Genomic DNA, 19,121 nt, shown 5'->3' with positions numbered 1-19,121 from the left:
TCGACGTAAATAATTATTTTGAGTTTGCTATTATACTTTGCCTTTCTAAAAAACGCCCTATCGCAACGTCTAAATCATCAGCAGTTAAGGTACGCTCACTCCGCAGAATCACGGATTTAATTGCATCAGAACAGATACGTTCTATATCTGCTCCAGTAGCATTCTCAAGCCGAGTAGCAAAGACAGATAGATCTATAGCAGTATAACGGATACCAGACAGATAGCGACTCAAAAGAGCCGTTCTTAGTTCAACCGTTGGGTTATCGAAGAAAATTACCTCATCAAATCGTCGCCAAACTGCACTGTCCAATAGTTTCTCATGATTAGTTGCTGCAACAAATATACTTTGATTCGTTGCATTATCAATGAGTTGTAACAGGCTATTCACTAAGCGTTTGACTTCACCATGTTCATTTAAGTTATCTCGATCACGAGCGATCGCATCAAACTCATCAAACAAAACTAGCCATTCACCTTTTTCAATATATGTAAAAATTTTCTGAAGATTGGTTGCAGTTTCACCCAAGTAAGAAGAAAATACGGCTGTTAAATTCACGTAAACCAGTGGTAGCCCCAAAGCACTGGAAAGGATTTTTGCTGTTTGGGTTTTACCACAACCAGGTGGTCCACAAAAGAGCAATTTGTTTTTGGGCTTGAGGTTATAGGCTGCAAGGATGTCCTGTTTACGGTTTTCGAGGACTATTTCTTGCAAAATATCGAAAATTTTCTCACTGAGGACAATGTGATCCCATGTCAGATCGAACTTCTTTACCTCAAGTAAGGCCAGTCCAGTATCCTTATCTTTAGGCGGTTCAGGAAACTGATTCCAGGAAGTTATGTTAGCGGCTAGAGGTTTGGTGTATCCATTCCCATTGTGAAGCAGTTTTTCCAAATCTCTAGCCAGCAGGATATGGTTTTTATTTTTTTCTTCTTCAATAAGTTCCATAGCCGCAGCCAAAAACTCCTCTCTCTCATTGCGGGAGAAGCTTCTGAAGAGCTTTCGGAGGGTTTCGCCACGTGCCATAGTTTAGAATCAGTATGCATTAGATACCCTATGTACCTAATCTAGTATAGAACTTTTGTACTAATAAAGATATCCGGGCAAACAGCTTATAGTAGCACTGAAATCTTACACTTGAGAGCAATGATTTCTCAAGCTTAGATTGCCTGACTAATTTTTTGATAAAACAGTTCTTGAATTGTTAGGATATTCGTTAAAATCCGCTACTTAGTAGTAATACAGATAAATATGCCTATTTACGGTGCTGATGCGATTAATGTTGAGGGTGTGAATGGGGAAAGATACTGGTTCCATGAGCCACACTCTTACACTGGTGTAGCAGATATTGATAACCGATTAAGTGGGTTTCCCGTGGCTGTTTTTCTTCCTAGCCATCGACCTGTACAGAATACACCCTTAATAATTGGCTTACAGGGAATGTGTGCGCCATATAGCTGGAATAATTTTATTGTCCCAACGCTGACACAGATGGGCATAGCCGTGGCTTTATTTGATACGCCCTTTGCAGGTGAACGTAGTTTGGTGCGGACATCTACTGCGGTGGTGGAAAACGAAATTAAGCCTTTAGTTGACAGAGGTATCCCATTTAATACAGAACTTTTATCAAAAATATTTCAACAGACAGCTGTAGATATTACTAAAATTCATCAATTTTGCGGTGAAAGATATGGTCTTAATAGCCGTTTGGGTTTGTTTGGGGTGAGTATGGGAGTTTTATTTAGTTCCTATGCTTTTACTGCTCATGGCATTGGGGAAAGGTTATTAGGTACAATTGGTCATGCGAATCTCCAAACTTTTGCTAATAGTTGGGGTTATTGGATTTTGCCAGATTTAGCTGCTTCTGGTTTGGGAACATTAGCAGAAAATATTTTGGCGCGAGTGCAACCACAATTAAAACCGATGGTGCAGATGCTCAAATTAGCGAAAGATTTGAAATACTCTGATAAATATGCTCAAATTTGCAATCCGATGACTTATATTGAGCAAGTGAAATCACCGCGACGGGTGAGATTTTTGGTAGGTGCTAATGACCCGATTGTAAATGTTAAAAACGCTCAAGCTTGCGCTCGATGTTTCCCAGATGGTGATTGTTATGTAGTTCCGGGTTTAGGACATGGAAACAGACAATCTGGTCCGACATTTGTTGATCATGTGCGTTACTTTTTGGGTACGCAATTGGGTGATTGGTAGTTATTGATTGCGGCAGAATTTGCGATCGCCATCATGTTCAGGATATTGCCAAGAATAAGCAAAATGACTCACTCCCTTCAGTTGAGGCGAAAATTGGCGTAGTGCTTGCATTTGCGCTTCTAAGGATGGACGATTACTAATTGATTCTCCCCATTTACCAGCTAAAGCTGGAATCACATTTGTACCTGGTTGTGCTGCACTTAAAACCCGTTGTACTTGTGCCGCAATACAACTAGCATTATTATTTCCACAGTTTGCATAAGCCATAGGATGCCATTCCAAAGAACTAGGGAAACGATCCCAAGGTTGTAAACGGGAATCATAACCTTGACCTACAGCTTGATTACCATCGGAGAAAAACACTGCCCCAGCAGGAATACTTTGCTGCTGTGCTGGATAACTAGCTAAAGCCACAAAATCTATTATTCCTTGCATAGCATGGGCTACAGTCAATTGCCACAACTCCAATTGCAGAATTTTTTGTCTGTCGGTTGCTGATGATAAAGACTTTGGCTCTGGGGGAAGATTGCGTCCTTCCCAAAGCGGTTCACCTTCTTGAGGATAAAGTTTATCGACTTGACCTATATCTCCTGCGGTGATGTATCCCCTACTTAAAAAGCGGCGAATTAATTCCAACCCTTTAGCATTTTTAGCGCGACGAAATAAAGCTTCTTGAGTTGCTGGAGTAAATAACCATAAATCGGAAACTTTAGTAGCTATGGAATCGCTTCCAGCTTGTCGGGGATAGCGCACATAGTCAAATAACATCCCATCTGGCCGACGACGCAGGATTTCTTGTACCATGCGGTAATAATCGGTTTTTGCTTGGGTGTTGTAGGGGTCAATAAATATTTGAGAACGGTTATCTACAACATCTATACTGTTTTGGCCTTTACCATTGCGAGCGATCGCTTCTTGTCTACTAGGAATCTGGCTGTAAGTATAGCCAAAATTCATGGTAAACATCCAAGCGTAAACCTTCAAACCACGCTCTTGCCCTTTTTTAATCGCTGCTTCTAGCAAATCAACTCTTTCTGCGCCCACAGTCCGAATTACCGCCGGCCAAACTGTCGGATTAGCTGCTGCTGGCAATAACACCTGTCCGTCATAAAATGCTTCTAAATAAACTTGGTTATAGCCACGACTGACAATTCGATCCATAATCTGATCAATTGCTCCCGGCTGAGTGTCACAGGGATACAAACGTAACCAAATAGCTTGAGTTTGAGGCCAATTACGTGTGCGACAAGTTTGTAATTCTTGTGCGTGTTGTTTGACCAGTTTTTGATAGCGATTTTGTTGATCTTTCTTGCCTCTCAGTGCTGACAGCCTGAGGTTTTCTTTTTCTTGGATTGCTTTGGCAGATAATTGACAATATTGACTTATTTGCGCCCTTGCTGGTTGAATCCCCACGCTGGGAATTAATAGACTACTGCTAAAAATGACAGTTAACAGACTTCGACAAAATAATGTTGGTTTTGTAAATTTCAAGGGACGTTTAGATATATACGACAGTAAATTGACGAAACAATTATCGACTCTAAATAATTAATTAAGAGCCATATTTCTCAAATTTTCTCTTTGAGTAATTGGGATAAAATCTAATTTTTATAGACTTATAAATTCTTATTTTTGTTGCCAAATTTTTGATAAAAATACAATTTCAAACCTATATTTAACTAAATTTGTCATCAAGTAGTCAAGAGTCAATAATGCAAAGTCAAAATTTGTAACTTTGAATTTTTGGCTCTTGACGATAAGATAGGCGATGGTTAACTACCACGCTTTAGTGCTATTTCTACGAGGTTTAACTCCTTCTCTAGACGAGTTTTGAGCTTTTCAGGGACGGGACGATTTGGGTAAGAACTGTAGTGTCCAGCTAAAGCATTGAGGGCTGTTCGTATAGTTGTAAATGAGCTAAGACCTGAAACAGAAGAATTAGCTCGTTGGTAGCGAGCCGAAAAGTCATTAATTTTTTGACGTGCGGCTGCTTGAACTTCTGCTTTATTTGGGGAATCTGGCGATAAATCTAGAGCTTGTCTCATTGTATTGACTACTGACAAGGTGTCTTGACGATAATCCCCACTCAATCCATCAGGAGTACCAGAACAGCCCATTAAGCCGATGCTTAGAACCAAAACTAGGGCAAGTAGACGCGACCAATAACGCTTCATATGCATTAATCAAAACAATACGTAAATTAACGTCCATCCTATCTCGGATTGGTATCCTGAGGATAGGGTAAGAAGAAAGGGAGCAGGGAGCAGGGGAAGAGTTTTCCCAATTACCCATTACCAATTACCCATTACCACTTTTCTGATATAAAGTATTCCGTTCTTGGTAAGGTCTTTTTAGGGAAGCGTTGCCTGCGGCCAGCGAAGCTATCGCATTTTGTAAGGTTTCAACTTCCATACAAGTGCCACCTATAGCACCGGCCATGGTGGTGATATGTTCTTCCATCAATGTGCCACCGATATCGTTGCAACCCCAAGTTAATGCTTCTGTCGCTCCATCCAGCCCTAATTTTACCCAACTCGGTTGATGGTTAGGTATGCAATTTCCTAAATAAATTCTCGCTACAGCAGTTAGTAATAGTGCATCCTTTAAAACTGGTTGATCTCTTCCCACACGACGACGTAAGGATTTGGGTGCTTCTTGTCCCACAAATGGTAAGACAATAAATTCTGTAATTCTGGCTGGGTGTTCTTGCGCGATCGCATTTTGTTGGAGCGATCGCAATTTTTCTAAATGTCCAATTTGTTGTTCTGGGGTTTCAATATGCCCAGATAACATGGTGCTGGTGGTAGGTACACCTAATTTATGCGCCGTACTAACGATTTCTAGCCACGTAGCCGTATCAATTTTTTCTGGACATAGTACCCTGCGTACCTCATCATCCAACACCTCAGCGGCTGTTCCTGGCATGGAACCAACACCAGCATCACGCAAAGCTGTAATCACCTCTGCATAAGTAATTCCGTCTAATCTGGCAATAAACTGGACTTCTTGGGGGGAAAATGCGTGTAGATGTAACTGGGGAAACTCCTGCTTGATGGTTTCTACTAGTTTGAGGTAATAAGGCAAAGATTTTCCATTAATTTGCGCTTGTGGGTGTAATCCCCCTTGCATACAAATTTCTGTTGCTCCTCGACGCACTGCATCTGTGGATTTTTCCAGAATCTGCGCCCAATTTAACCAGTAAGCATCCGTGTCACCATCATCCCGCCGGAAAGCACAAAAACTACAATGCTGCTCACAGATATTGGTAAAATTAATGTTGCGATTAATTATGTAGGTGACTGTATCACCAGCTTGATTGTGACGCAGTTGGTCAGCAGTAGCTCGAATAGCAGCGATCGCTTCTGGGTCATTTTGTTTCAATAATATAACCCCATCAGAGGGTGATATATTATACCCCATTAAAGCTAAATTAAGAATTTCATCAATAGTTATAGTAGGCACAGTTGATCAAAAGTAAACTACTTATTTCTTTTTCGTAATAAATTAAAAAATTCAACTTGTAATGTTATATTAGACACTAACCTTTTGATTATGCTAAGTCTTGTACAAAATTGACTATTTTAAGTCTATAGGACTAAAGCTGCGTGTCACACCAAAAATCTATGGTAGGGTGCTTCAGATATCAAAAATCTGTTTATTTACCAGATTTATCCAGTCTGACGCGTCTTATCAATGCGCCATTTGCGTAAGTCCTGGTCTAATCATAATCCACTAACTTTACTATTTTGATAGATTCAGTACTAATTTATCTTTTGCTTATAAATTTAGATGTTTGTAACCAAGACTGAAAATAGTTGAATTTGCTAGACATTTACAATAATCATCCTTTTATTAGCGTATGTATAAATTAAAAGTAAATGCGCCATTATTAATAATCTTATCTGGTGTCACTTTTTCCCTATACTTACTATCGCAAATCCCAGATGAAATTTACTACAGTGGTGATGGTGGACTCAAAGCATTGTTAGCCAAACAACTTAGTTCTGGTAAACTGCACTTTAATTTAGATCTACCTGCACCAGAATGGGTGCATAATCTCTGGAATAATGGACTATATCCTTTTGAACCACCATTTAGCTATAAAATTTCCAATCTTTATTATATAACATTTCCCTTTACATTCCCCCTCGTCACCGCACCTTTTTATACCTTTTTCGGTTTTAGAGGTTTTTATATAATTCCTCTAATTTCTACATGGTTAATCTGGGTTAGTTTTTATCAACTTTGCCAATTTTGTAAACTAAATCAACTGATAACAGCCATAGGATTACTCACTCTCATATTCGCTTCTCCACTAACTATGTATAGCGCCATGTATTGGGAACATACACTTGCAGTATGTTTAGCTTTTAATGGATTGCTGATTTTGTTAACTAAAGGAGCAAAAGATTTTTCCACAAAAAATGCAATTTCTAGTGGCATATTAATTGGTTTATCAGTCTGGTTTAGACCAGAATTTCTGGCATTAGTAGCTATTGTAATTAGCTTAGTTATTGCATCATACATAATTAAACTCGATTTAATAACCGTCATCAAAAGTAAACAAATAATATTTCTAGCCAGTTTGATATTAACTGTATTGTGTTTCTTTGCCTTAAATAAACTTATTTATAACCATCCATTAGGCGCTCATGCCTTCCAAGTAGTAGAAAATTTTTCACTGCAAGCAAGATTATTAAAATCGGTGAAATTTTTTAATGTACTTAACAATAAATTACTCCAATATTTCCCCGTTATTTATTTTGCAATTGCAGTTTTAGTGATTTCCTTATTGAGAAAAAATAATAATTTTACTATAGAAGTTAAACAAGTATTATTAATATCAATTTTATTTCTTTGTCTAGTACCTATACTTATTCCTAGTCACGGGGGTAAACAATGGGGACCGAGATTTTTATTAATCCTCATCCCATTACTTAATTTCATAGCTATATCTTGTTTGGATAGAACATGGAAGATTAAAAAATTTGGGATGAATTATATTAGCAGCAGTATTTTTATAACTTTATTTATAATTGGATTTCACCTCAATACAATTCAAGGTACTATAAATTGTTACCAACAAGGCAAAGTAGAAAATCTGGCCGTACTTGATTTTTTGCGGAAAGATAGCAATAAAATTGTAGCTGTTGATAACCAGTATGTTGGACAAAGTTTTGAAGCCACCTTCAAGCAAAAAACATTTTTTCTGACTAAAAAACCTGATGATGTGAGTAAATTAGGTTTAGCATTGCATGAACAAAACTATGAAAAATTTATTTATATATGTCCTGTTTATGATAAATGTTTTTCTTCCCCTAGAATACCTGATAAATTAGAATTGTCTGCCAACCAGAAAAATTTAACTATTCAATTCAAAAAAATCATCCAAAATAAAAGATACAGAATAGAAGAAGCAACAATTATTGAAAATCAACAAAAATCCTAATTTATAAAAATAAGTAAAACTAAAAAATGAAAACAGACTCACCAGTTAATCACCTAAAAAATATTTTATCTGTAGAAAAGATATCCCTGATTGTTATTGCTTTAGCAGTTTTGCTGCGAATTATCAATCTAGGAACTAGAGAATTTTGGTATGACGAGGTTTTATCATTATTGCTTTCTACCAGTAAAAATAGTGCCTATAAAATGCCTGGAGATGCACCAGTAGTATTAGCAGAATATACATCCTTATTGCGTTTACCTATTGAGTCCAGTCTCCATGACTTTTTCCTAACTATCAGGGATTTAATTAAAAGTCTGATAGGAGGGGAACCTCATCCACCAATATTCTTTTTAAGTCAACATTTTTGGCTGCGTATTTTTGGCAATAGTGAAGCAGCAACGCGGAGTTTGAACACATTAATTAGCATTGCCGCTATGGGTGGTGCTTATGGTTTAGGAAAGCTTATTTTAGGACATCGTGGTGGATTATTTTTGGCAGCACTGTTAGGAATTAGTCCTTTTTACTTATTTCATGCTCTCAATTTCAGGATGTATGCGCCTCTGGTATTATGGGCAGTATTAAGTGCATGGTCACTACTGCATATTATTGAACAAAAAAATTCTCAAAATTCCCAAAGTCGTCGTAGTCAGATCATCTGGAATGGACTTTTAATTATCTCCAGTGCTATTGGTTTGATGACTTTTTATTTATATGCCTATTGGCTAATAGTTTTAGGAGTATTGGTACTCTATTTAGATAGAAGACATTGGTTACAGCATGGTTTACGCCTAGGTGCTGGAGTTTTATTAACCATACCTTGGATGTTGTGGGGTACAATCAAGCAACTACGTAATGCTGATTTAGATCGTTTTGGTAACGCCAAGGCTACATTACCTCCCTTATTAAGACACTTACAGGATTTTACTAACACTTTAGGTACTGACGTACTTATAGGAGACTGGGCAATTAGTTTAGATCCCATGATCATCACTGTAGCTGGTGGTTTGGTAATCTTGCTATTTTTAGCCTTTAGTATTCATCTCTGGCGAAAAGGTGAACAGAAAAACTTAGGTACAGTTTTAATATTAGGAATTTCGCCGTTATTACTTGCTTTGTTAGTAGATATCGCTACTAAAAAGTTTACTTTGGGTTTTGGGTTTGGACGGACAATGATCATTATTGTCCCAGGCTGTTTATTATTAATAGCTTTGTGGGTAGAAAAAGCAGTTGCTAAACAATGGCGTACCTTGGTAGCTGCTGGTGTGTTGTTGGTGTATCTAACTATTAGTGTTGGTGACTTGAGTTTGCGACATCGTTCCGTTTTTCGTCCAGTTGCCGAATTAATTGCCCAAGATGCAAATCAGCCCACATTAATTGCTATGAATTCCAAAGCTTGGGGTCATGTTATGCGTGTTGCTTATTATATTCCCACCCAGTATCCTGTCATGCTTCTTTCTCAAAAGCCGTCAGAACTAGCTGCTGCGTTAGAAAAAGTTCTGAGGGAAGAACCAACAAAATATTCTCGGATCATTTGGTTAGACAGTGCGAATCCTTTATGGTCACGTTTAAAAACAGAAGCGGAAGTAGAAAGGGAACAACAAAAAATTCAAAAAGTTTTGTCATCTCAATTTCAGTTAAAAAATACTCAAAATCTATTAGGTACGATGACCCTTGACCAATTTACTGCCAGGCTTTACACTCGTTCTCTGAGTCAAGATAGCTAAAAAATATTAGGCGATTTGAATTTGGCGATCGCATTTAGAGAACTCCACAAAAAAGATGTACTGCTTGCAGCAGCGCCTCGCTATCCAAGTTCACTCCTATCAAAGCGACTTTTCTTCCCCCTTCTCCCTGCCCCCTGCCCCCTGCCGTCACAGCGACGGGATATTTTTTTAGTTGGAAGTCTCTTAGTCAGAGTTTGCAGACCACGTTGGCAGGCGTAACACGAACTTATCCTGTGCGTAAATGCCAGTTTAGCGGCTTTTTTCGGATAAATTTTTGACTGGGCGGGTAGTATTCCAACCTACATTCTGCACCCTTATATGTCAAAAAAGACTCCTCCGCAGAAAAATTGGGGATTGCCAATTTAATTAAATCAACCTAACAATGAAGAGAAAATTGCCAAAAAGCTGTTAGTTAATAACTAGTGACTTTTTGCCAAACAAGATTTTAATTGCAGACTGATTGTGATGAATATAGCTAATTTCCCGTGGCTGACGACGATTATTTTGTTCCCAATAGCCGCGTCACTACTACTTCCTATCATCCCAGATAAAGACGGCAAAACAGTGCGCTGGTATTCCCTGATTGTCGGGTTGATAGATTTCGCACTGATTGTTTACGTTTTTTGTACTGGGTACGATTTCTCCAATCCCAACTTGCAACTAGTGGAGAGTTACCCCTGGGTTCCACAGCTAGGTTTGAACTGGTCAGTAGGGGCAGATGGCTTGTCTATGCCCCTAATTCTGTTGACTGGATTCATTACCACCTTGGCAGTTTTAGCAGCTTGGCCTGTCACCTTCAAGCCGAAATTATTTTTCTTCTTGATTCTGGCCATGTATGGTGGTCAAATTGCTGTATTCGCTGTCCAGGATATGCTGTTATTTTTCCTGGTGTGGGAATTGGAACTTGTACCGATATACTTCCTGCTGTCGATTTGGGGAGGTAAAAAGCGCCAATATGCAGCGACGAAGTTTATTTTATACACTGCTGGCGGGTCGCTATTTATTCTGCTGTCTTCCTTGACAATGGGATTTTATGGCGATACGGTGACTTTCGATATGCGATCGCTCGCCCTCAAAGACTACGGACTCAATTTACAACTTTTACTCTACGCTGGCTTCCTGATTGCCTACGCTGTCAAGTTGCCTATCATACCCCTCCATACCTGGCTTCCAGATGCCCACGGTGAAGCTACAGCGCCCGTGCATATGTTACTAGCAGGTATTTTGCTCAAAATGGGTGGTTATGCCTTAATTCGCATGAATGCCCAAATGCTCCCCGATGCCCACGCTTACGTTGCACCAGTCTTGGTGGTTTTGGGGGTAGTAAATATCATCTACGCTGCCTTAACATCCTTTGCCCAGCGTAACCTCAAGCGAAAAATTGCCTATTCTTCAATTTCCCACATGGGATTTGTTCTCATTGGTATTGCCTCCTTCACCGATTTAGGTTTAAGTGGGGCAGTTTTACAAATGGTTTCCCACGGATTAATTGGGGCAAGTTTGTTCTTTTTAGTCGGTGCAACTTACGACCGTACACACACCCTAATGTTAGATGAAATGGGTGGTGTTGGCAAAAGAATGCGGAAGATTTTCGCCATGTTTACAACTTGTTCAATGGCATCTTTAGCATTGCCAGGAATGAGTGGCTTCGTAGCAGAATTAATGATATTCGTTGGTTTTGCTACTAGCGATGCTTATAACCCGACATTCAAAGTTATCATTATTTTCTTGATGGCAGTTGGTGTAATTTTAACGCCAATTTATCTGTTATCAATGTTGCGAGAAATTTTCTACGGTCAAGAAAACGAAGAGTTAGTTTCTCACCAAGCTTTGATAGATGCCGAACCCCGTGAAGTATTTATCATCGCTTGTTTGTTGATACCAATTATCGGCATTGGTTTTTATCCCAAATTGCTAACACAAATGTACGACGCTACAACTGTACAACTGACAGCAAGATTGCGTGATTCTGTACCCACTTTGACTGCTGAGAAAGCATTGGAAACCGTCTCTCTTAGTGCGCCAATAATTGGTAATTAATTCGTAATTACAACTACGATTTATATTGAGGGTGGGTTTCATACCTGCCCTTTTTTATCACGGATTTAACAGATTTAAGGATTTCACGGCATGAAGATTTTAGTAACAGAAAAGGTCTAAGATCCCTAATATGTGACGTGTTTGACATAAATATTTTTCTAGATAGATGCGTTAGCTACACAAATAATTAATATATATTGCTTTGCATAATTTTTGAAATTTAAAATTATCTAATCGAAAATTTGGATTTACTGACATACACCTCTTTATTGCCATAACTGTTTCTAGAGAAACAGTAACTTGTTTTCCAAGTTAGTTAGAATCTATGGAAACCATCTAAATATTCCTAGGAAAATTTTAGAAATATCTGATGAATATTCAAATGTCTCTTTACCATTGACACAAACTTATATTTGTGTTCTATAAAACCGTGATAATTACTAGATTTTTTGTAAGGATTCAGGATACAGAATATTTGATATAGCAGGGAACAGAAGAGAAAAATATTCTTCCTTCTTCCTTCTTCCTCCTGACTCCTGACTCCTGAATTCTTACGATTTTTATTTAAGTAAAAGTTATAAAACCAACTAATCGCCTTAGTATAATTTACCTTAAGTATGCAATACTGTGCCGCTATCATGCAGATGGATTGGATTAGCTTACTCAAAGCTCAACAAACTGACTTTCTACAACGTGTGAAAAAACCTAAAACTGCTGATCTTTCTCTTCTAGAAGGACAAGTAAAAGGTTGTCATAGTGAAATTGTAGCATTTTGCGGTGAGCCATTAGCCAAAATAGTAGAATGTTCGCGCCAACAAGCAGAAATTCTCGCCAAAAATCCGCCACCAATGCCACCAGAATATCCTGAACCACCTGACTGGATAATTCCCTTTCCTAAATATTTTCAACTGCAAGCAGAGGATTATCTAGTTCGAGAACAAATTGTCGATCAATTGATGATAGAAAGGTTGGGTAAATTAGTTAAAAAAGTGCCACAAGACACTTTAAAAAATATGGTCTTAGATGACGAGGGAAATTTACGTGGGGAAAGTAAATTTACTTATTGGTTAACTAATAACCCCAAAATTAGTATTCAAGTTCATGTAGCAGATGGAGAAAGTTTCAACGGCATTAAAAAAGATAAAATTCGCTGGTCAGTTACTCAAGAAGATGTAAAAAATTACCAAGTTTTAATTTTTCTGTGTTTGTTGTATCCAGCAACAACTAAATTAGGCTACGAAAAGCAAACAGTCATGGCTGGTTTTTTACCAACACATCAACTAAAATTTACCGAACCAAAACTGTCTATAACTCCTAGCAATTTATTATATGCAGGAGGATTAAATTGGTATTTAGAATCGCTAAATTGCAAAAAAAATGATCTGCCTATAGCAGATGAAATCATCATAACAGAGACTATTCAAACTTTACCATCAGACCATCCGCAAAAGAGTATTATTGGTGAATGGGAATTTTGGCAGACTTTGAAAGGACACACTAGAGGTATTAACTGTCTAGCTTATACTGTTAAAACTGTGCCAATAGAAAGTTCTGGATATCAGTATGCTAAAACTATACCCATATTAGCTAGTGGTAGTCGGGGAGAAACGAAATTATGGGATCTAACTAAGGGTGAATTAATAGAAACTTTGTCAGAATATCCTTGGGTAATATCAGGGTTAGTAGATGAAGTAAATTCTTTGACTTTTAGTGCAGATGGACAAACTTTAGTTAGTGTAGGTGCAGATTCTACAATTAAAATTTGGCATACTGGCGCACTAGATTTAATTGATATTTTGCATAAACATAATGGGAGTGTGCGTTGTGTTGCTTTTACTCCTGATGGCAATATGATCGCAACTGGTGGTGATGATAGAAGAATCTTATTTTGGGATTTGTGTCATCGCCAGGTTAAAAAATCCCTATCTTTAGATGATACCGCAGCTCATTCAATGGTTTTAAGTCAAGATGGGCAAATTTTGATTACAGGTAGTTACCGTAAAATTAAAATTTGGCATACATCTTCTACAGTTAGTAATAAAAATGTTGAAGATACACAACCTCTGCATATTCTCATGGGTCATTCTCACATTGTTACTTCTTTAGCAATTAGTGCTGATGCTAAATTTTTAGTGAGTGGTAGTCGCGATAAAACTATCAAAGTCTGGAATTTGGAGACCGGGAAATTAATTCACACTCTCAAAAGTCATAGAGATGGTGTATATGCTGTAGCCCTCAGTCCTAATGAACAAATTATAGCTAGTGGTAGTGCTGATAAAACTATCAAATTGTGGCATTTAGAAACGGGTGAATTATTAGGTACGTTTATCGGTCATGCTAATACAGTTACTGCTTTAACTTTCACAGCTTCTGGAGAAATGTTAGTTAGTGGGAGTTTGGATAAGACTATTAAAATTTGGCAGAGAAGTTAAATTTAAATCCAGAGGAATTTCTCCGCATTCCTACGGAAATTAGTAAAAAACGTCCTTGTATTATAGTTAATGATAATGGAATTGGTATTTTACCTTTAAAGGTAATTGTTCCAGTTACGGATTGGAAAGAACGATATTCTATTAGACCTTGGATGGTAAAATTAGAACCAAGTACAAAGAATAGTTTGTCAAAAGTTTCTGGTGTTGATACTTTTTAAATCCGTTCTGTTTCAGAGACATGATTAATGAGAAAATTAGGTCAACTTTCTGAATCAGAAATACAGCTTATTTCTCAAGCATTAGCTGTGGTGTTAAGTCTTTCTCTGTCTACTTGAGATTGCACCCCTTCAACTCCCCAAATCTCTTTTTACCTCATGCAATGTCAAAAAAATGGTATGATTGATTGGTAAGATGAATGAGTCATACATAATGATGAAAGTCACAATTACTTTAGAAGAAAACATTCTCCAATTTATTGACCAACAAGCAAAAGGTAATCGTAGTGCCTATATCAACGCACTATTAGCAGAACAAAGACGCAAAATTTTAGAAGCAGAAATAATTGCTGCTCTCCAAGAAGATGCGAAAGATTTAAAATATCAAAATGAGCTTTCTGCTTGGGATAATTTAGCTGGAGATGGTATTAATGCCAGAGAGTAATTTAACTTATAAACGGAGAGAAATTCGCTGGGTAAATCTTGATCCAACTATGGGAGCAGAAGCACAAAAAATCCGTGCTTGTTTAATAGTTCAAAATGATATTATGAATCAATATGGATTATTAACTATTGTGATGCCATTTCGACCAGGAAGTAAGCAAGCTCCCTATATCGTCAATGTCAAAGCAACAGCAACTAATGGATTAGATAAAGATCGTTTTATTGATGTTGCTCAAATTCGTTCTGTAGATTATCGTCGCGTTTTAGGGTTTGTGGGTATTTTAGAAGCTGAATATTGGGAAGAAATTCGTACTGCTTTGGATGTGGTTTTAGGTTTTGGGGTTTAAATTTGCTATCGCACTCCCTCACTCCCCAAACAGCGATACCTTCAGTCAGCTTCGCTATCGCATCCCCTTAACCTCCCAAGCAGCGATCGCACCCCTCCAACCTCCCAAATAGCGAATCACATCCCTCCAACCCCTCAAACAGAGATCGCACCTCTCAACCTCCTAAATAGCGATCGCATAGCTACACAATATAATTGTACTATTGAAATTAATCTGTGTTTACTCAATATTATCAAGAAAACAATGCCAGCAAAAGACATTTACCATGATGCCGTTAAAAACGCTTTAATTAAAGATGGCTGGACAATTACCGCTGATCCTTATAAAATTAAGTATAAAGATGCTGAATTGTTTGCCGATTTATCCGCAGAAAAGCCGATTGCCGCAGAACAAAGTGGAAGAAAAATAGTTGTTGAAATCAAAAGTTTTCTTAGTCCTTCTCCCATGAGAGATTTTGAACTAGCTTTAGGACAATATATTTTATATCGTAATTTAATTAACCTCACAGAACCAGACTATAAAATTTATTTAGCTATTAAAGAAAGTACATACGAAAACTTTTTTACCAGAGATTCAATCAAAGAGATTATCGAATTAAATCAAATTTTAGTGATTGTAGTTAATGTTGAAAAAGAGGAGATATTACAATGGATCAACTAGAACAATATCAAATAGCAATTAAACAAGTTCTCACGGAATATCATAATTGGGTTTCTGGTGCAGCAAATTTAACTGATGAAAGCTGTTTGATTTTTGATGATAGTAATCATCACTATATTTGGTGTTTTTTGGGCTGGGATGGAAAAAAAAGAACCAATAATATCCAAGTTAATATCAGAATTAAAAATGATAAAATTTGGATTGAAGAAGATTGGACTGAAGAAGGAATAGCTAATGAGTTAATGAAGTTAGGTATTTCTAATCTTGATATTGTTTTAGCATTTCATCCTCCTGAAGAAAGGAAATATACTGCATTCGCTACTGCTTAAATAGTATAGCGATCGCACCCCTCAAACTTCCCAAAAGCGATCGCACCCCTCAAACTTCCCAAACAGCGAACTGACAAGTCAGTGCTTACGCTATCGCACTCCCTCAACTCCCAAACAGCGATACCTTCGGTCAGCTTCGCTATCGCACCCACATCCCTACAAAACATTTGACAAAAATTGACAATATTTGCCATAATTAAAGAATCAGAAATATAAAGACTTATTAGCTATGACTACAGTAAATATTTCTCTTCCCGATTCCATGCGGGACTTTATCAATGAACAGGTTGCAAAATGTGGCTACAGTACCACAAGCGAATATATTCGACATTTGATTCGTCAAGATTTAGAAAAAGTGGCACAAGCACGACTAGAAACATTGCTATTAGAAGGCTTAGATAGTGGTGAAGCGATTGAAATTACGGATGAGTGGTGGCAACAAAAACGCACTCAGCTTCTGGAGCGACTCCGCAAGTAATAGCAATGACTAGACGAATTGTAATTAGACCAAAGGCTAGTGTTGACCTTGATGAACAGTTTGCTTATATTGCTGACAGTAATTTTGATGCAGCATTGAGTTTTTTTGATGCTACGAGGCAGACTTTTTCACAATTAGCACGACTACCTGGTATTGGTAGTGTTTATAATGTTAAAAATCCGCGTTTAGTTGGTTTGCGGAAGTGGGGAGTTAGAGGATTTGAAAAGCATCTAATTTTTTATTTAGAAGGGGATGAGTATATTGAAATTGTTCGGTTAATTCATTCTGCACGGGATATTTCACAGATTTTAACAGAAGAAGAATAGCTATAGTCATCAGCTATGCGATTCCTAGGTCGCGCTAGTTCCCTCCGGGACGCTTTGCGAACGCTATCGCACTCCACAGGAATCACTTAGATCACCGTAGTTATCACATTTTATAAATTTCAGACATTGCTCATTCTGATCCGATATACTGATAATATGTAAAAATAATCAAATCTAGTATTTTATGATTAATAATCACCAACTCATCACAGAAACATCCTCAAATACACCTTGGAATGATTTATTATTAGAAATTGCCCAAACTCCAGAAGAATACATACCAGAAATATTAGAAATTGTCCGTTTATTTCGTCAAAATTTGATCAATAAACCAACAACTTTGATAAACACAGAAAAACACAAATTAAACTGGCAAGAATTTATTAATCAAACAGCAGGAAGTTGTGCTGATGATCCAATTATTCTGGATGATTTAGGTATTGATGATAGCTTAGATGATAGTTTAGAAGAAATGATTAATTGTTAGGAATACAAACTGATGAAATATTTATTAGATAGTAATGTTTGTATTCAATATCTTAATCAAAGATCAGAAAAGATTATTCAGCGTCTTCAAGATTTATCCGATACAGATATAGTAGTTTGTTCTATTGTGAAGGCTGAATTATTTTATGGTGCAATGAGAACAAATAATCCTGCGAAAACTCTGCAAAAGCAGCAGGAATTTTTAAATAGTTTTATTTCTTTGAAGTTTGATGATGAATGTGCTGTAATTTATGGTGAAATTCGTAGTAAATTGGCTGCTAAAGGTACTCCTATAGGAAATAATGATTTACATATTGCTGCTATTGCTATAGCTAATAATTTAACTTTAATTACTCACAATACTAGAGAATTTAGTAGAATTGATAATTTAAAATTAGAAGATTGGGAGATTTAGTAAACAGCGATCGCATCCCCTCAACTCCCAAACAGCGATACCTTCGGTCAGCTTCGCTATCGCATCCCTTCAACTCACCAAACAGCGATTCCTACGGAGCGCTTCGCTATCGCACCCTTCAACCTCCCAAACCGTAGTTATCACATTTTATAAATTTCAGACATTGCTCATTCTGATCCGATATACTGGTAGTATGTAAAAATAATCAAATCTAGGATTTTATGATTAACAATCACCAATCCATTACAGCTAAATCATCAGCAAAACCCCGCAATGATTTATTACTAGAAATTGAACATACTCCAGAAGAATATATACCAGAATTATTACAAATTGTCCGGCTATTTCGTCAAAGTGTGACGATGAAACAGACATCTTTGAAAAACTGGGAAAATGCCATTAATGAAATTAATGAAAGTGACGCAATTAAAAAAGAACACAGAAAAACTAATATTAAAAGATTGTTCGAGTCATGGAATGAATCAGATGAACAACAACAAGAACAACAAGAAACTTTGGAAATTATTGAATCAATGAATGGTATTTTAATTTAAAATAAAATGAGTAAGGTTATTGTTTTAGATTCTGCACCTGTGGGATTAATTACTAATCCCAAAGCAAATCCTCTAGCTGTACAATGTCAAGAATGGTTTTATAGTCTTTTTGAAAGAGGTTATGAGGTAATTTTACCAGAAATTATAGATTATGAAATTAGACGGGAATTATTAAGAGCAAATAAGTTATCAGGAATTAGAAAACTGAATCAACTTAAATCAGAAATTATTTATCTTCCAATTACCACAGAAGTAATGTTAAAAGCAGCAGAATTATGGGCTGAAGTGAGAAATAAAGGTAAATCTACAGCAGATAATAAGGCTTTAGATGGTGATGTTATTTTAGCTGCTCAATCTATTTTAGTTGCTAATTATGGAAATGAGGTAATTATTGCCACGAGTAATAAAAAGCATCTTTCTCTTTTTATTGATGCTAGAGAATGGGGAGAAATTTAAAATGTGAGAGCGATCGCACCCCCTCAACTTCCCAAACAGCGATTCCTACGGAGCGCTTCGCTATCGCACTCCCTCAACCTCCCAACATCCTTTTTTAATGAACCGCGAAGACGCGAAGAGCGCGAAGGTAAGAAAGAAGAGAACAGCGATCGCATACACTCTATTAATATTGCAAACTACTCCGTATCAATTAGAGTAATCCAAGTATCACTTATAATTAAAAGAGTACAGCGATACCTTCAGTGAGCTACGCTAACGCCTGAGTATACTATATAATTGTTCTATTAAGATTAATGTGTGTTTACTCAATGTCATCAGGAAAACAATGCCGTCAAAAATACTTTAATTAAAGATGGTTGGAGAATTACGGCAAAATTAAGTTTTATTAACACTCTAGAAAATTCGCAATACCTATTAAATTTATTAAGTCAAAGAATGGTTAAACGAAATAAGTCTGGAAGATGTGTACATTGTTTAAATTATGTTGATTCCTTAACACCTGGAGTTTAGACTAAGGCACGACAAAATGACCCAGAAGGACTGAGTTTACAAAT

21 protein-coding genes are annotated in these 19,121 nt (G+C 37.1%); 16 read left to right on the top strand and 5 right to left on the bottom strand.

From position 1 onward, the window contains the following. Positions 1–13: 13 nt before the first annotated feature. Positions 14–1,024: an ATP-binding protein gene (locus VB713_RS01375; RefSeq protein ID WP_323309793.1), complete on the bottom strand. Its 1,011-nt coding sequence runs from the start codon at positions 1,022–1,024 to the stop codon at positions 14–16. Positions 1,025–1,249: 225 nt separating this feature from the next. Between VB713_RS01375 and VB713_RS01370 the strand changes: the two genes are divergently transcribed. Then, positions 1,250–2,212, top strand: a complete 963-nt coding sequence (locus VB713_RS01370; protein WP_323309792.1) for an alpha/beta hydrolase — start codon at positions 1,250–1,252, stop codon at positions 2,210–2,212. Here the strand turns inward: VB713_RS01370 and VB713_RS01365 are convergent, their stop codons facing one another. The 3 genes from VB713_RS01365 to cofH form a co-directional block, all read right to left on the bottom strand. Further along, complete coding sequence (locus VB713_RS01365; protein ID WP_323309897.1) at positions 2,213–3,718, bottom strand: family 10 glycosylhydrolase; 1,506 nt, start codon at positions 3,716–3,718, stop codon at positions 2,213–2,215. A 266-nt stretch (positions 3,719–3,984) separates the two neighbouring features. Then, the gene (psb27, locus tag VB713_RS01360; protein ID WP_323309791.1) at positions 3,985–4,386 is read right to left on the bottom strand and encodes a photosystem II protein Psb27; all 402 of its coding nucleotides are present in this window, start codon (positions 4,384–4,386) and stop codon (positions 3,985–3,987) included. A gap of 124 nt (positions 4,387–4,510) precedes the next feature. Further along, the gene (gene cofH / locus VB713_RS01355) at positions 4,511–5,674 is read right to left on the bottom strand and encodes a 7,8-didemethyl-8-hydroxy-5-deazariboflavin synthase subunit CofH (RefSeq protein ID WP_323309790.1); all 1,164 of its coding nucleotides are present in this window, start codon (positions 5,672–5,674) and stop codon (positions 4,511–4,513) included. A gap of 397 nt (positions 5,675–6,071) precedes the next feature. Here cofH and VB713_RS01350 point away from each other — a divergent pair, with 397 nt between their 5' ends. The 9 genes from VB713_RS01350 (at position 6,072) to VB713_RS01310 (ending at position 15,852) form a co-directional block, all read left to right on the top strand. Further along, complete coding sequence (locus VB713_RS01350) at positions 6,072–7,661, top strand: LA_3751/LA_3752 family putative glycosyltransferase (RefSeq protein ID WP_323309789.1); 1,590 nt, start codon at positions 6,072–6,074, stop codon at positions 7,659–7,661. A gap of 26 nt (positions 7,662–7,687) precedes the next feature. Then, positions 7,688–9,385, top strand: a complete 1,698-nt coding sequence (locus tag VB713_RS01345) for a glycosyltransferase family 39 protein (RefSeq protein WP_323309788.1) — start codon at positions 7,688–7,690, stop codon at positions 9,383–9,385. A gap of 465 nt (positions 9,386–9,850) precedes the next feature. Continuing rightward, complete coding sequence (locus VB713_RS01340) at positions 9,851–11,425, top strand: NAD(P)H-quinone oxidoreductase subunit 4 (RefSeq protein ID WP_323309787.1); 1,575 nt, start codon at positions 9,851–9,853, stop codon at positions 11,423–11,425. Between the two features lie 638 nt (positions 11,426–12,063). Beyond that, positions 12,064–13,857 (top strand): WD40 repeat domain-containing protein, encoded by a 1,794-nt coding sequence (locus tag VB713_RS01335; RefSeq protein WP_323309896.1) that lies wholly within the window; start codon positions 12,064–12,066, stop codon positions 13,855–13,857. Beyond that, complete coding sequence (locus VB713_RS01330) at positions 13,842–14,075, top strand: type II toxin-antitoxin system PemK/MazF family toxin (RefSeq protein ID WP_323309786.1); 234 nt, start codon at positions 13,842–13,844, stop codon at positions 14,073–14,075. The genes VB713_RS01335 and VB713_RS01330 overlap by 16 nt, the downstream gene beginning before the upstream one ends. A gap of 211 nt (positions 14,076–14,286) precedes the next feature. Next, positions 14,287–14,517, top strand: coding sequence for a CopG family transcriptional regulator (locus VB713_RS01325; protein WP_323309785.1), 231 nt, complete (start codon positions 14,287–14,289; stop codon positions 14,515–14,517). Further along, positions 14,504–14,863, top strand: coding sequence for a type II toxin-antitoxin system PemK/MazF family toxin (locus VB713_RS01320; protein ID WP_323309784.1), 360 nt, complete (start codon positions 14,504–14,506; stop codon positions 14,861–14,863). Before VB713_RS01325 ends, VB713_RS01320 begins: the two co-directional genes overlap by 14 nt. 243 nt (positions 14,864–15,106) lie before the next feature. After that, positions 15,107–15,523 carry a XisH family protein gene (locus VB713_RS01315; protein ID WP_323309783.1) on the top strand — a complete coding sequence of 139 codons (417 nt, stop codon included), beginning with the start codon at positions 15,107–15,109 and terminating at the stop codon, positions 15,521–15,523. Beyond that, positions 15,511–15,852: a XisI protein gene (locus VB713_RS01310; protein WP_323309782.1), complete on the top strand. Its 342-nt coding sequence runs from the start codon at positions 15,511–15,513 to the stop codon at positions 15,850–15,852. The genes VB713_RS01315 and VB713_RS01310 overlap by 13 nt, the downstream gene beginning before the upstream one ends. Here VB713_RS01310 and VB713_RS01305 read toward each other — a convergent pair. Beyond that, complete coding sequence (locus VB713_RS01305; RefSeq protein WP_323309781.1) at positions 15,849–16,046, bottom strand: hypothetical protein; 198 nt, start codon at positions 16,044–16,046, stop codon at positions 15,849–15,851. The genes VB713_RS01310 and VB713_RS01305 overlap by 4 nt on opposite strands. A gap of 35 nt (positions 16,047–16,081) precedes the next feature. Between VB713_RS01305 and VB713_RS01300 the strand changes: the two genes are divergently transcribed. The 6 genes from VB713_RS01300 (at position 16,082) to VB713_RS01275 (ending at position 18,567) form a co-directional block, all read left to right on the top strand. Further along, entirely contained in the window at positions 16,082–16,330 is a 249-nt protein-coding gene (locus VB713_RS01300; protein WP_071188346.1) for a type II toxin-antitoxin system ParD family antitoxin, read from the top strand. A gap of 5 nt (positions 16,331–16,335) precedes the next feature. Beyond that, positions 16,336–16,656, top strand: coding sequence for a type II toxin-antitoxin system RelE/ParE family toxin (locus VB713_RS01295; RefSeq protein WP_323309780.1), 321 nt, complete (start codon positions 16,336–16,338; stop codon positions 16,654–16,656). Between the two features lie 184 nt (positions 16,657–16,840). Continuing rightward, a complete protein-coding gene (locus VB713_RS01290) occupies positions 16,841–17,143 on the top strand; it encodes a hypothetical protein (protein ID WP_323309779.1) in 303 nt (100 codons plus the stop codon). A 12-nt stretch (positions 17,144–17,155) separates the two neighbouring features. Then, positions 17,156–17,557, top strand: coding sequence for a type II toxin-antitoxin system tRNA(fMet)-specific endonuclease VapC (gene vapC / locus VB713_RS01285; RefSeq protein WP_323309778.1), 402 nt, complete (start codon positions 17,156–17,158; stop codon positions 17,555–17,557). Between the two features lie 221 nt (positions 17,558–17,778). Further along, positions 17,779–18,111 carry a hypothetical protein gene (locus tag VB713_RS01280; RefSeq protein ID WP_323309777.1) on the top strand — a complete coding sequence of 111 codons (333 nt, stop codon included), beginning with the start codon at positions 17,779–17,781 and terminating at the stop codon, positions 18,109–18,111. Between the two features lie 6 nt (positions 18,112–18,117). Next, complete coding sequence (locus VB713_RS01275; protein WP_323309776.1) at positions 18,118–18,567, top strand: nucleic acid-binding protein; 450 nt, start codon at positions 18,118–18,120, stop codon at positions 18,565–18,567. Positions 18,568–19,121: the final 554 nt, after the last annotated feature.

This window comes from Anabaena cylindrica UHCC 0172, assembly GCF_034931625.1.
GTDB classification, from domain to species: domain Bacteria; phylum Cyanobacteriota; class Cyanobacteriia; order Cyanobacteriales; family Nostocaceae; genus Anabaena; species Anabaena cylindrica_A.
This window is presented reverse-complemented; position numbering and strand designations above follow the sequence as displayed.